Annotated in this window: 13 protein-coding genes; 11 read left to right on the top strand and 2 right to left on the bottom strand. The window is 54.5% G+C overall.

Annotated elements, in window-relative coordinates:
* Window positions 1-115: 115 nt before the first annotated feature.
* The 11 genes from glyA (at window position 116) to ribA (ending at window position 8842) form a co-directional block, all read left to right on the top strand.
* Window positions 116-1384, top strand: a complete 1269-nt coding sequence (gene glyA / locus ACJJIR_RS02490; protein WP_108734578.1) for a serine hydroxymethyltransferase — start codon at window positions 116-118, stop codon at window positions 1382-1384.
* 153 nt (window positions 1385-1537) lie between these two features.
* On the top strand, window positions 1538-2005 hold the full coding sequence (gene nrdR, locus ACJJIR_RS02495) for a transcriptional regulator NrdR (RefSeq protein WP_108734577.1): 468 nt from the start codon (window positions 1538-1540) through the stop codon (window positions 2003-2005).
* The gene (gene ribD, locus ACJJIR_RS02500; RefSeq protein WP_413663386.1) at window positions 2002-3147 is read left to right on the top strand and encodes a bifunctional diaminohydroxyphosphoribosylaminopyrimidine deaminase/5-amino-6-(5-phosphoribosylamino)uracil reductase RibD; all 1146 of its coding nucleotides are present in this window, start codon (window positions 2002-2004) and stop codon (window positions 3145-3147) included. The genes nrdR and ribD overlap by 4 nt, the downstream gene beginning before the upstream one ends.
* On the top strand, window positions 3147-3809 hold the full coding sequence (locus ACJJIR_RS02505; RefSeq protein ID WP_108734575.1) for a riboflavin synthase: 663 nt from the start codon (window positions 3147-3149) through the stop codon (window positions 3807-3809). The genes ribD and ACJJIR_RS02505 overlap by 1 nt, the downstream gene beginning before the upstream one ends.
* Before the next feature lie 78 nt (window positions 3810-3887).
* Window positions 3888-5009 (top strand): bifunctional 3,4-dihydroxy-2-butanone-4-phosphate synthase/GTP cyclohydrolase II, encoded by a 1122-nt coding sequence (gene ribBA / locus ACJJIR_RS02510; protein WP_413663385.1) that lies wholly within the window; start codon window positions 3888-3890, stop codon window positions 5007-5009.
* Between the two features lie 77 nt (window positions 5010-5086).
* Window positions 5087-5557, top strand: a complete 471-nt coding sequence (gene ribH / locus ACJJIR_RS02515; protein ID WP_108735355.1) for a 6,7-dimethyl-8-ribityllumazine synthase — start codon at window positions 5087-5089, stop codon at window positions 5555-5557.
* Window positions 5558-5626: 69 nt separating this feature from the next.
* The gene (gene nusB / locus ACJJIR_RS02520; RefSeq protein WP_282931196.1) at window positions 5627-6070 is read left to right on the top strand and encodes a transcription antitermination factor NusB; all 444 of its coding nucleotides are present in this window, start codon (window positions 5627-5629) and stop codon (window positions 6068-6070) included.
* A gap of 10 nt (window positions 6071-6080) precedes the next feature.
* The gene (gene thiL, locus ACJJIR_RS02525; protein ID WP_444907218.1) at window positions 6081-7022 is read left to right on the top strand and encodes a thiamine-phosphate kinase; all 942 of its coding nucleotides are present in this window, start codon (window positions 6081-6083) and stop codon (window positions 7020-7022) included.
* Between the two features lie 42 nt (window positions 7023-7064).
* Window positions 7065-7553 (top strand): phosphatidylglycerophosphatase A family protein, encoded by a 489-nt coding sequence (locus tag ACJJIR_RS02530; protein WP_413663383.1) that lies wholly within the window; start codon window positions 7065-7067, stop codon window positions 7551-7553.
* Between the two features lie 18 nt (window positions 7554-7571).
* Window positions 7572-8207, top strand: a complete 636-nt coding sequence (locus ACJJIR_RS02535; RefSeq protein ID WP_444907219.1) for a retropepsin-like aspartic protease family protein — start codon at window positions 7572-7574, stop codon at window positions 8205-8207.
* A gap of 17 nt (window positions 8208-8224) precedes the next feature.
* Window positions 8225-8842 (top strand): GTP cyclohydrolase II, encoded by a 618-nt coding sequence (gene ribA, locus ACJJIR_RS02540; RefSeq protein WP_108734569.1) that lies wholly within the window; start codon window positions 8225-8227, stop codon window positions 8840-8842.
* A 125-nt stretch (window positions 8843-8967) separates the two neighbouring features.
* On the opposite strand, the gene ACJJIR_RS02545 is transcribed toward ribA, so the two are convergent.
* Both ACJJIR_RS02545 and pulA read right to left on the bottom strand, forming a co-directional pair.
* A complete protein-coding gene (locus ACJJIR_RS02545) occupies window positions 8968-10242 on the bottom strand; it encodes an amidohydrolase family protein (protein WP_444907220.1) in 1275 nt (424 codons plus the stop codon).
* A 152-nt stretch (window positions 10243-10394) separates the two neighbouring features.
* The gene (pulA, locus tag ACJJIR_RS02550; protein WP_444907221.1) at window positions 10395-13721 is read right to left on the bottom strand and encodes a pullulanase-type alpha-1,6-glucosidase; all 3327 of its coding nucleotides are present in this window, start codon (window positions 13719-13721) and stop codon (window positions 10395-10397) included.
* Between the last annotated feature and the right edge of the window lie 67 nt (window positions 13722-13788).

Consider the following 13788-nt stretch of genomic DNA (forward strand, 5'->3'; position numbering starts at 1 on the left):
ATTGAGCAGTAGGGCCATCCCACGCTGGGAGCCTTTGGTCCTACTCATAAGTCTGGGCGCTGTGGTATCGAGTTTTACAAGCCTCTACTCAAGCCCGCTTTACCGAGGGAACACCATGTTTGATTCATCTGTCACTTTAGCTTCTTACGACCCGGAAATTTGGGAAGCCATCCAGGAGGAAGACTCTCGTCAGGAAGACCATATCGAGTTAATCGCCTCTGAGAACTACACCAGCCCAATGGTAATGGAAGCTCAGGGCAGCAGCCTGACTAACAAGTATGCCGAGGGCTATCCAGGCAAGCGTTATTACGGCGGTTGTGAGTACGTGGACAAAGTGGAAACCCTGGCCATTGAGCGCGCCAAGGAGCTGTTTGGTGCTGACTACGCCAATGTGCAGCCGCACTCAGGATCACAGGCTAATGCGGCTGTTTACCAGGCGCTCTGCGCCCCAGGTGACACTGTACTGGGCATGAGTCTGGCCCACGGTGGCCACCTTACCCACGGTGCCCGCGTTAACTTTTCCGGCAAGATCTACAATGCAGTGCAGTACGGTCTGAACCCGGAAACTGGCGAAGTGGATTACGAGGAAGTTGAGCGCCTGGCGCTTGAGCACAAGCCGAAGATGATCGTGGCTGGTTTCTCTGCCTATAGCCGAGTGATGGATTGGGCGCGTTTCCGCGAGATCGCTGACAAAGTGGGTGCTTACCTGTTTGTGGATATGGCTCACATTGCAGGTCTGGTTGCCGCTGGTGAGTATCCCTCCCCAATCTCCCACGCCGATGTTGTGACTTCTACTACTCACAAAACCCTGCGCGGCCCCCGCGGCGGTATCATCCTGGCGCGCGCCAACGAAGAAATTGAGAAGAAGCTCAACTCCGCCGTATTCCCCGGTGGCCAGGGTGGCCCGCTGATGCATGTGATCGCGGCGAAAGCGGTTTCTTTCAAAGAGGCCATGACCCCCGAATACAAGGCCTACCAGAAGAAGGTTGTGGAAAATGCCCGCGCAATGGCGGAGACCTTCCTCGATCGCGGTATCAACATTGTATCCGGTGGGACCGATGATCACCTGATGCTGGTTGACCTGATTGGTAAAGAGTACACCGGTAAAGATGCGGATGAAGCCCTGGGTAATGCCAACATCACCGTTAATAAGAACGCGGTACCTAACGACCCGCGCTCTCCTTTCATTACCAGCGGCCTGCGTGTTGGTACCCCGGCAATTACCACTCGCGGCTTTGGTGTAAAGGAAACCCAGCAGCTTACTCACTGGATCTGCGACGTGCTGGACGCACTGGAGAAAGGTGATGTTGAAGCCACTATCGCCGATGTGAAGCAGAAGGTTCTGGGTATTTGCGCAGAGTTTCCTGTGTATAAAAAAGGCTGATCAGCATTGCTGACAAAAAAGCGGCTCATAGAGCCGCTTTTTTTATGTGTCCCTGTTGAATTTGCGATGCACTGTGTCTGTGCGTGCCGCGGTCACACAGTGCAACGGCTGTGGTAAACTGCGGCCCATTTTCCATTCCGGGGATAATCCCACATGCACTGTCCGTTCTGCAGCGCAGAAGAAACAAAAGTAGTCGATTCCCGATTGGTGGCTGAGGGCGACCAAGTACGCCGCCGGCGCGAGTGCCTGGAGTGCCACGAGAGGTTTACCACATTTGAAACTGCGGAGCTGCTGCTGCCGCGAGTGATCAAGCAAAACGGCCAGCGCGAGCCGTTTAATGAAGACAAGTTGCGCGCGGGTATTCAGCGCGCTGTGGAAAAGCGCCCGGTGAGTATCGAGCGGGTGGAGTCGGCGGTATCTCAAATAAAACACGCCCTGCAGGCGACCGGAGAACGGGAGTTGCCGGCGCGTGCTATTGGTGAATTGGTGATGGAGCAACTGCGTGAGCTGGACCAGGTGGCCTATGTGCGCTTTGCTTCTGTCTATCGCCGCTTTGAGGATGTCAGCGAGTTTAGAGAAGAGATTGAACGCCTGACCAGTAAGGGATCGAAGACAGAATGAGTCAAACGGTTGTACACAGTGCGGAAGCACTGATGGCCCGCGCTATTCAGTTAGCAGAGCGCGGTCTCTACACCACTATGCCGAATCCGCGAGTGGGCTGTGTGATTACTGACGGGGATGGCAATATTGTCGGCGAAGGCTGGCACAAGCGGGCCGGCGAACCCCACGCTGAGATCGAAGCCCTGAGTGATGCCGGCGACCTGGCTCAGGGGGCTACGGTTTATGTCACTCTTGAGCCCTGCAGCCATACCGGCCGCACAGGTCCCTGTGCCGAGGCGCTGGTAAAGGCCGGCGTGGCCCGGGTTATTTACGGGATGCAGGACCCGAATCCGAATGTCAGCGGTGCCGGATTGCAAATATTGCGCGATGCTGGGATTGAAGTGGAAGGTCCCATCCTGGAAGAGAGGTGTCGCGCTCTAAACCCTGGCTTTATCAAGCGTATGACCCTGGGACTGCCCCTGGTGCGAAGCAAATCCGCCATGAGCCTGGATGGGCGCACCGCTATGGCCAGTGGGGAGTCAAAGTGGGTATCGGGCCCTGCGGCTCGCGCCGATGTACAGCGCCTGCGCGCTCGCAGTTGTGCAGTGATTACCGGGGTTGAGACGGTGCGCTTCGACAATCCCAATCTCAATGTGCGCGCCGATGAAATGGCACTGGAAATGCTGGCCGCAGAGCGAGCCGCCGAAGTGCAGCCGCTGCGAGTAATTGTTGACAGCCAGCTGCGTACCCCAGCGAGAGCCTTTATTTTGCAGGGGGATGCCCCCACATTGGTGTGCACGACAGAGCGCGCGGAGGCCGAGCGCCGCGAGCGTATTGAGAAAACGGGTGCGGAAGTCGTGGTTTTACCCCACGACAAAGAGGGCCGCGTAGACCTGCTCGCCCTGCTCAAGGAGTTGGCGCGACGCCAGTGCAATGAAGTTTTGGTAGAGAGCGGTGCGACCCTCTCTGGTGAATTCCTCTACCGGGGCCATGTCGACGAAATAATTGTTTATATGGCGCCAAAACTGCTGGGTAGCACCGGGCGACCGCTGTTTGAACTGCCTATCGAGCGTATGGGCTCGATGCTGCCGATTACGATTACCGATATGCGCGCAGTTGGTCACGACTGGCGCATTACTGCAACAACCGATATCGAGCGCTGATGTTTACCGGAATTATTGAAGCCTTAGGCGAGATTGCAGAGTTAAAACCCCAGGGCGGCGACCTGCGTGTGCGTGTGCGCAGCGGTAAGCTGGATCTGGGTGATGTGCAACTGGGGGACAGTATTGCCACCAATGGTGTTTGTCTCACGGTTGTTGACCTGCCCGGTGATGGTTACTGGGCGGATGTCTCTGCGGAAACCCTGGATGTGACAACGGTGGGCCGCTGGAAAAAAGGCGACCGGGTCAATCTGGAAAAAGCACTAACACCCCAGACCCGCCTGGGTGGACACATTGTCAGCGGCCATGTGGATGGTATTGGCGAGGTGGTATGGCGCAAGTCCGAGGCTCGCGCCGAGCGATTCCGCCTGCGCGCACCGGAAAACCTGGCTCGCTATATTGCCCATAAAGGGTCTATCACCGTCGACGGCACCAGCCTCACGGTCAATGCCGTGGATGGGGCTGAGTTTGAACTCACCATAGTGCCACACACGTTGCAGGAAACGATTATGGCCGGCTATACCGCCGGTACTCGGGTCAACCTGGAAGTGGACCTGATTGCGCGCTACTTGGAGCGGCTACTCCTCGGTGATGAGGCAGCCAAGCCTAGTGGTGGGGGTATGACCCTCGAATTTTTGGCCCAGAACGGGTTTTACAAGCGCTAAAGATGGGCCGTGCACCACGGCGAAAACAGCAGCGATAGCCGCTCTATTTGCAATTGATAAATTTATCCAGAGTTAACCATGGAACTAAATACGGTTGAAGAACTGATCGACGATATCCGCCAGGGCAAAATGGTAATCCTGATGGATGATGAAGATCGCGAGAACGAGGGCGACCTGGTGATGGCTGCGGAGCAGATTCGCGCTGAAGACATCAACTTTATGGCCACTCATGCCCGTGGCCTGATTTGTATGCCCATGTCCAAAGAGCGCTGTGAGCAGTTGGACCTGCCGCTGATGTCGCGGGACAACGGAGCCCAGTTCAGCACCAACTTCACCGTATCCATTGAGGCGGCAGAGGGTGTCACCACCGGTATTTCCGCCGCCGATCGCGCGCGCACGGTTCGCGCCGCTGTGGCCAGAAATGCCAAGCCCAGCGATATTGTACAGCCCGGCCATATCTTCCCCATTATGGCCCAGCCCGGCGGTGTATTAAGCCGCGCAGGCCACACCGAAGCCGGTTGCGACCTGGCCCGCCTGGCGGGTTTTGAGGCGGCTGCGGTGATTGTTGAGATCATGAATGAAGACGGCACCATGTCCCGCCGCCCGGACCTGGAAAAGTTCGCGAAAGAGCACAACCTGAAAATCGGCACTATCGCCGATCTGATTACCTATCGCGCCCTGAATGAGAAAACCGTCGAGTGCGTTAATGAGCGCAAGGTGCGCACCGAGTTCGGTGAGTTCAAGCTGCGCACCTATCTCGATAAGGCTCGCCGCGAACGCCACTTTGCCTTTGTTAAAGGCGACCCCACCCCAGAAGAGCCGACCCTGGTTCGTGTGCATGTGGGAAATACTCTGCGCGATGTGCTTACGATTCAGCGCGGCGATGAAAAATTCACCCCGTGGACCTTCCGCCGCGCGATGCAGCGTATTGAAGAAGAGGGCAAGGGTGTTGTGGTACTGATCTGCCACAACGAAACCACCGAAGAAATCGAAGAGAGCATTGATTGGCTGATCAGCGGCAAGCAACAGCGCCCCAGCCAGGACCTGGTGTACAAGCAGGTAGGTACCGGTTCGCAAATTCTGCGGGATCTCAAGGTGCGCAAAATGCGCCTGATGAGCGCACCGTTCAAGTTCAGTGCTATTTCCGGGTTTGACCTGGAGGTAGAGGAATACCTGAACGTGGAAGCGCCGCAACCCTAGTAAAAGAGTAACAATACTGAAGCGCCGCTACTGTCCTGATAGCGGCGGCGATGGACAAGAAATACGGATTGAAAATTATGAGTAATATTCAAGTGATCGAAGGGGACTTTGTCGGCAGTACGGGCAAATACGCACTGTTGGTGAGCCGCTGGAACAGCTTTGTGGTTGAAAGCCTAAAGGATGGTGCACTGGACACCCTGCGCCGCAAGGGTATCAAGGATGAAGATATCACTATCTACTACGCCCCGGGCGCATTCGAATTTCCCCTGGCGGCACAGAAGTTGGCTGAGACTAAAAAGTTCGATGCCATTATTGCCCTGGGCGCGGTTATCCGTGGTGGCACCCCGCACTTTGAGTATGTGGCTGGCGAGTGCACCAAAGGCCTGGCTCAGGTATCCATGAATACTGGCATTCCCGTCACCTTTGGCGTGCTGACTGTGGACTCCATTGAGCAGGCTATCGAGCGCTCAGGCACCAAGGCTGGCAACAAAGGTTGTGAAGCCGCCGAAACCGCCCTGGAAATGGTTTCCCTACTCGGCAAGATTTAATTGCCGGCGCGCCGGCACAAAAGGTGTGTCGGTGCAGCCCATTCTGTGAAGTATCTACCGGAAAAGACAATGACCGTAACTGCATCCGCCCGCCGTAAGGCACGTCACTACGCCATGCAGGCGCTCTATCAGTGGCAGATGGCCGGCGCCAGCCTTAATTCCATTGAGGCCGAGTTTCACGCCGATAATGATATGAGCAAAACCGACGTGGAATATTTTCGTGATATTTTCCACGGCGTAGCGAAAAACCTTGATGAGGTAGAGGGCGCTTACACGTCGCACCTGGATCGCAAAGTGGAAGACCTGGACCCTGTATCCCGCGCGCTGTTGCGCATGGCCACTTACGAGCTGAAAAACCGTATCGATGTGCCTTACAAGGTTGTCATTAATGAGGCGGTGGCCCTGGCGAAAAAATTTGGTCCCACCGATGCCTTCAAGTTTATCAATGGCATTTTGGATAAGACCGCTGCGGACCTGCGCTCGGCAGAGGTAGCCGCAGACAAGAAGGGCTGAGCCAGCAATTATGTCTAAAGCGCCGGGGGAGTTTGAGATCATCCGCGATTACTTCGCCCGCGCTCCCCAGGGCGAAGGTGTAGCCCTGGGGATTGGCGATGACTGCGCGCTATTGCAAGCACCTGTCAGCGGGCAGCTGGCCACTTCTATGGACACCCTGGTAGCAGGCCGTCACTTCCCCGCAGGTGCTGACCCATTCATGGTTGCGAGCCGTGCACTGCGTGTGAATATCAGTGATCTGGCGGCAATGAATGCCCGCCCCCTCTGGTTTACCCTTGCCCTGACCTTACCCGATAGCGACTCCGTTTGGCTGGAGAAATTCGCCAGTGGCCTGCTGGAAACTGCCGGCAAGTTTGGGGTTTCCCTTGTGGGTGGCGACACTACCGCTGGCCCCTTGTCCATTACGATTCAGGTGATCGGCCATACCGAAAAGCCCCTCCGGCGGGACGGCGCTTCTGTCGGCGACAATATTTATGTGAGCGGCCCACTGGGCGCTGCCGCAGCAGCCCTGCCCGTTATTTTGGCAGAGCGGAATGTGACTGAGTCAGTGCGGCGGGAGGCGGAGCAGGCTTTCTATTTTCCCGAGCCGCAATTAGAAACCGCCAGCGCGATTGCAGGCATTGCTACCAGTGCGTTGGATATTTCCGACGGATTATTAGGGGATCTGGGACATATCTGCAAAGCGAGCGGTGTGGCAGCAGAAATAAACCTGGAATCTCTGCCCATAGCACCCCTGGCCAATCGATTGGCAGCTGATACTGCCGTAGAGCTGGCGGCCTGTGGAGGGGATGACTATCAGCTCTGTTTTACTGCACCGGCAGCCGCTGTTGATCAAGTTCGTCAGCTGGGTTTCACACCCATAGGGAAACTCGTTGAGGGGGGGGCGCAGGTACGCTGCTCCTATCACGGGAACCCCTGGGTTGCTCAATCGCCAGGCTATAGGCACTTTTAAGTCATTGTGTAGACCATAGTGCCTTTGTGAGAATTCAATAACATGAGCATTAACAACCCGACATTTTCTCAGCTGTTGCGCGATCCCACTCTTCTGTTGGCATTTGGGTTCGGCTCCGGGCTGGCACCCAAAGCGCCGGGTACGTTTGGTACCCTGGCAGCGATTCCTTTTTGGTGGTTGATGAAGGATTTGCCTCCATTCTGGTATCTGGCCATTGTGTTTGTTACCGGTGTGGTAGGTTGCTATCTATGTGGTGCAGCTGCCAAGAAAATGGGAGTTCACGATCACGGCGGTATTGTTTGGGATGAAATGGTGGGCTACTGGCTCACCATGTTTATGGCTCCTGCAGGTTGGGCTTGGGCGCTATACGGTTTTGTCCTCTTCCGGATATTTGATATTGCCAAGCCCCCGCCCATTGGTTGGGCTGATCGCAAGGTGCAAGGTGGCGTTGGAATTATGCTCGACGATATACTGGCCGCCGTTTACGCGTCACTGGTGCTGCAATTAACCGCATGGGTACTGGGTGTCTAGGTTGGATAGGGAAGATCAATGCGCAGCTATTTTGTATTTATAGTTAGCTTTTTATTTGCACTGAATGTCAATGCACAGCAGGTGCAGCTAAAAGGCCTGTTTGGCGATAGCGCCATGCTGGAGATTGATGGCCGCCAGAAAATCCTTAAGGCGGGACAAAAATCCCCAGAGGGCGTCACCCTACTGGAGGCAACTACTCGTTATGCGCGGATCAGTGTTGCTGGGCAGGAGCAAAAGCTGACCTTGGCGGCTCCTATCGCAACCAGTTTTGCCAAGGCGGCAAAAGCTGAAGTACGGCTTTCCGCTGATAGCCGGGGTCATTACATGACGGATGCCTGGGTTAATGGCATGAGAGTGCCGATGATGGTGGATACCGGTGCTACCAGCATTGCCTTCAATTATCCCTCCGCTCGCCGTCTCGGTTTGAATTTGGATACTGCACAAGAAATACGGGTTTCCACTGCCAATGGAGTTACCAGGGCTTACAAAGTGAGCTTGAACAGTGTAACCATTGGCGGAATCAAGCTTCACAATGTTGATGCGACTGTACACTCCGATGATTTTCCCAGCGTAGTGCTTCTCGGCAATAGTTTTCTCAGTCGGGTTGATATGGAGCAGCAGGGCGGTGTGCTGCTACTGCGCGCCCGACACTGATTTAAAGAGGTATTAAGTTGACCATTCGTTTTGTGGAATCCTCAAAACTGCCCACCTCTTGGGGTATGTTTGAGATGCACGGTTTCGAGGAAGTGGAAACCGGAAAAGAGCACGTAGTGCTCACCATGGGTGACTTCGATACCGAAGAGCCTCTGTTGGCCCGTATTCATTCTGAGTGCCTGACCGGGGATGCACTTTTCTCCCTGCGCTGTGATTGTGGTGCCCAGCTACAACATGCGATGCATCGCATAGCGATGGAGGGGCGTGGAGCTATTTTCTATCTCCGCCAGGAGGGCCGCGGTATCGGTCTGTTAAATAAGATTCGCGCTTACCACTTGCAGGATTGTGGTGCGGATACAGTGGAAGCCAATGAGCAGTTGGGCTTTGGCGCCGATATGCGGGATTACTCAATTCTGAAAGCAATGATCGAACACCTGGGTATTCATGCCATTCGCTTGATGACCAATAACCCGCGTAAGGTAAAAGCGCTGGAGGACTTGGGCATCAATGTGACTGAGCGTCTGCCGCACCAGTCCGGACGTAATCCCCACAATGCCAAGTATTTGTCCACCAAAAAAGGCAAACTTGGTCACTTGATCGAAAATGAGGATGAAGAAGGAAAAGAGGAAAACTAACTTTCACTTTTCTTTAAGCACCCCAATAAAAAAGGCCGGAGTTATCCGGCCTTTTTTATTTTGTAGAAATTAATTAAAACTGGGTTCGAATATTTTAATTTCGCTATTAAACTTTTCAGAGGCTTTTAATTCTTAAAGACCTTGCCCCCTTTCATCACAAAATCCACATCTAAAAGTTCATCGATATTATCCAGTGGCGAGCCATCGGTGGCGATAATATCGGCGTACTTACCGGACTCAATGGTGCCCAGTGAATCGCTCATATCGATCAGGTCGGCGGCGTTAACGGTAGCGGATTGCAGGATGGCCATATTGTCCATACCGGCTTCACTCATCAGTACCGCCTCGCGGGCATTGATGCCGTGCTTGGATACACCTGAGTCGGTACCGAAAGCAATTTTTACTCCGGCATTGACCGCTTTACGGAAATTGCCGCGCATGTCTGTGCCAACACGAATGGCTTTTTCCTTCTGAGCCTCAGATAAGACATCGGTATTTTTTGCCAGCTGTACCACAGTATCGCCGGCGAGAAGTGTCGGAACCAGATAAGCGCCGGTTTCTTTAAATAACTTATGGGCGCGGGGACCTGCGTAGGTGCCGTGCTCAATACTGTCTACACCAGCCTCCAGTGCGGCGATAATGCCTTCTTCCTGATGCGCATGACTGGCCACCTTGCGGCCCATACGTTTGGCTGCAAGGACCACCTCTTTTAACTCATCCATTTCCATCTGCTGACCAGTTCCGGTAGCGCGATCGGTGAGCACACCACCGGTAGAGGTAATCTTGATAAAGTCAGCACCATATTTGATCGCATGGCGGGTCGCGCGTCGGCACTCGTAGGGGCCGTCGCATACAGTTTTGGTCTTGTCATCATGCAGCTCCATTAGCTCTGGACTGACCCCGCTGATATCTGCGTGGCCACCAGTTATTCCCAACCTGCCGGCTGCAACAATTCGCGGGCCATCTACCCAACCTTTATTGATCGCATCGCGCATCGCATACATTTCTTCACCACTGTTACCAGCATCGCGCACAGTGGTAAAACCAGACTCCAGGGTTCGCATGGCAAACATTTGCGAGCGCATCTGGGTCAGCGGCATGGACATCTTGAGAGCCTCGGTATCATTTTTAGGGCCCAGCTCACCTTGTAAATGCACGTGCATATCCATTAAGCCCGGCATTACGAAACTATTCTTAAGATCAATGACTTCAGCGTTATCCGGGCTTACATAACCGGATCTGACAGCACTGATCTTGCCGTCCTCGATAATTACACTTTGCTCTTGCAAAGGTTTCTCACCGGGAACGGCGAGGAGTGTGCCTGCATGGATAACAGTAGTTTTTGCCAGTGTCGCGGATGAGAGAAGAGTTGCGATGCCGCAGAGAAGGAGACGCTTCATGATTTGTACACCTATTTATTATTTAGGTACACGCTAAATCAATCTGCGGAATATGACAATTGCGAGCTGATTACTTGGTGAGAGCCGGGAAATTAGTTTCTAAAAAATGAAAAAAAGGCCGGAAAATCCGGCCTTTCAAAATTTATAAAGAATTAATATCTACGGCGTGGCTGCACAAATACTGTGGTAGTTCGGCCGGGCAGAGTAAAGGTGCCGCTGCTCCTATCAAATTTTACTTTGTGCAGGCGTGAGTCTACTGATCGGCGCTGACGTGGGTGCTTGAATAGGTACTCACCAATAAGGTTTTCGCTGGTAAATTCCAATGATTCGTCATCGCCATTAAACAGCACCACAATTCGTTCAAAGCGGCGATCGATGTTGCCATTGGAATCGGATAACTCCATCACAATCAGCCCAGGAATCTGGTCGGGTCCGGTGTTGAGGAAATTAAGGTGTGCCTCTACGGACTCTGCATCAGACAAGCGGAACAGGGGAGAGCTGTTGCGAATCGCCAGTTGCTCGCGGAATAGAGCAGAACTCCACAAGCGGTGCCGGCGCTCGGGAGCCAGTTCCGGGTTTGCCAGTAAAGGTTGCATCAGGGACCAGTTATCTTCATTTTTATCTGCGATAGGTAAACCCGCAGCCCAATTATCGGTGGCGAGGCTGAAGTCCAGTGCATTAAACCAGTCACCGGAGTTGTAACTGTCCCGATCCATCGACTTTGAGCGCAGGAAATCCTGGCCTGCGTGGATAAACGGCACTCCCTGGGCGAACAGAACCAGGGAATTACTGAATGCCTGGATACGCACTCGTTCAGCCAAGTCGGCGCTGTCGCTGGCTTTGATCTGTACTCCGTCGAACAACGTCTCGTTGTCGTGGGCGGCAATATAATTAATGGATTCCTGCGGGTCGGCGGTATAGCCGGTGGGCTGGCCGTTATAGACTAGCTCGCTGCCGATAATGATATTGCCGTTGGCATCTTCAAAAGGATAATCCGCCAGGTTGCCGGCGAGGGAAACGCGGACTTTATCTGCAAGGGTTAGCAGTGTGGCACGCTCATCTTCTCCCTCAAACTTACCGTTGCTGTCGGTGAACAGACCGGTACCAAAGCCCTGCTCCTCAAAGCCTCCGAAGGGGTTGCCACCACGCACGGAATCGCGCAGGCGATCGTTAAAGGTGCCGATACCGCTGCCGGCCATATTGCCCTGGCGGGCCTGTACAAAGCGAGCATCGTCGGCCACCTCGCCAAAATTCCAGCCCTCGCCGTACAGATAGATAGCGTTGCCATCGACACCATCGGCTGCCGGGGTCAGTGATTGCAATGCCGCTTGCGCCTTGAGGATATTGTCGAGGCTATGGTGTCCCATCAGATCGAAACGGAAGCTGTCCACCTTGTAGGACCGGGCCCAGGTGACCAGGGAATCGATCATCAGCTTTTCCATCATGGCGTGCTCACTGGCGGTATTTGCGCAGCAGCTGCTCATCTCCACTCCGCCCTCCAGATTGCGGCGGTGGTAATAGCCGGGGACGATTTTATCGAGTACGGAGTTGTCGTATTGGCCATAGGAGCTGGTGTGGTTGTAAACCACGTCCATCACCAGTCGCAGGCCGGAGTGGGATAACCCTTGCACCATTTGACGGAATTCGTGAATGCGCGCAGGTCCATCGGGAGCGCTGCTATAGCTGCCTTCGGGGACCGTGTAGTGCAATGGATCGTAGCCCCAGTTAAAGCCATCGGTATCGCGAATTGCATCTACCTGGGCCTGCTGCTCGCTGCTGTCCGATGCGTAGTCTGAGAGGTCAGGTGTTTGCTGCTGCTGCGTGCGATCCTCATTGACTGTGGCAAAGTCAAAGGCCGGCAGCAGGTGGATATGGGTGAGGCCGGCGCGGGCCAGTTTATTGAGGTGGCGCATGCCGTCGCTGTGCTTGCGGGTGAAAGCCTTGAAGGTGCCGCGCTCTGTTTCGGGGACAGTTTGATCCACAATACTGAAATCGCGTACGTGCAGCTCGTAGACACTGATATCTTCCGGCTGGGTTAACCTGGGCTTGCGCAGGCGATCCCAACCGCGCGGCTTCAGGTCCCGGTCATTCAGGTTAATGATCTGGCTTTTGCCGCTATTGATGGAGAGACTCAGGGAGTAGGGGTCGGTGACCAGGTTGGTTTCAATCTGGCGGCTGAAGTAGGAATACACCTCGACCTCGTAGAGGTAAAAGCTGCGGTCCCACTGCTTGTCGATATCGGCACTCCAAACCCCGGTAGATTCATCGCGCAGCATGGATACCACCTGATCGGCGCTATCGCTGCTGGAGTCTGTAAACAGGTGCAGCTTTACTGCCCGTGCGGTGGGAGCCCAAAGATCGAGCTGGATATTCTCCTCGCCGACACGGGCACCGAGTTCACCGTCGTAGTAGAAGCGATCATCGAGCGCGCCTGCCGTCTGCACACCAGTCGCATCCAGTAACGTGCCCTCCGCATCGTAAGCGGAGAGGGCGAGTTGCTGGGTTACCAGATCACTAGTGGAAGCCTGCCCCGGCAATTGCCAGGCACTGAAACTGGCCAGGTGCGGGAATTTTTGTTGGGCGCTGTCGGGCAGGGTGGCGAGAGGGGTGAGATCGATGGTGCCATCGGAACGGATATCACCGTCCTCCAGTTTTAGCTCGGCGCTGTTGCTGTAGTGCAATTTAACCTCGATGCCTTCCTGTACCTGGATATCCCAGGCAAAGCTGCTGGTATCCACCCAGTGAGCTTTATCGCTGCTCAGGTCACCCTTGGCGAAGCCGTCACTGCTGACGGTGACTTCTTTACTATTCGAGTCAAAAGCAAAGTAGATTTCGTCGTAATCGGCGACCACGGTAAAGCTGACGTTGGCTCCATTGTTGCCGTAGCTCTCCTCCCAGCCTTCGTGAAGTGCTACTTTGAATTCATAGGAACCGGCAGGCAGCGCTGAGGTGATAAAGGTGTAGGTGCCATCTCCATCGGCATCCTGCATCCAGCTGCGCAGGCAACTGGGTTGCCAGTCTCCCGGACACCCCAGCAGGGATTGGAAGTTGCCGGCTACAGTGGCGACCACGCTATTGTGGTTGTCGGTGATCCAGTGACTCTCGTGGTCGTAGATAAATTTAACTTCGCGGGCCTCATCCAGGCTAAGGGGAATATTACCGCCGTCCCTCTGGCCGCCCCAGCCATAATTTTCATCCCAGCTGTTGTTGAGAGCGGCTTTGTACTCCCAGTTGCCGGCGGGTATCCAAAAGTTGCCTTGCCATTTGTCGTCTTCGCTGTCATAGCTGAGCAGGGTGGCGACACAACCTGGTTGCCAGTCGCCATCGCAGCCCAGTTGGCTTTGTAGGTTGCCGGGAATATTGACCTCTGTGGGGTCTGGTGTGTCAGATGCCCACACCGGTATTTGGATGGAGCAGAAGATTGCCCCCAGAATCAGCCCGGCCTTTGTGCCGGGCCCTGTAAATTTTGTTGTTGGCATAGCGCTTCCCATTTTTTTTGTACTTGTTGCGGTTCTCTCAATTGGTATTGAATCGCAGTCACGCATT

Source organism: Microbulbifer maximicatervae (SeqCode) (assembly GCF_052467385.1).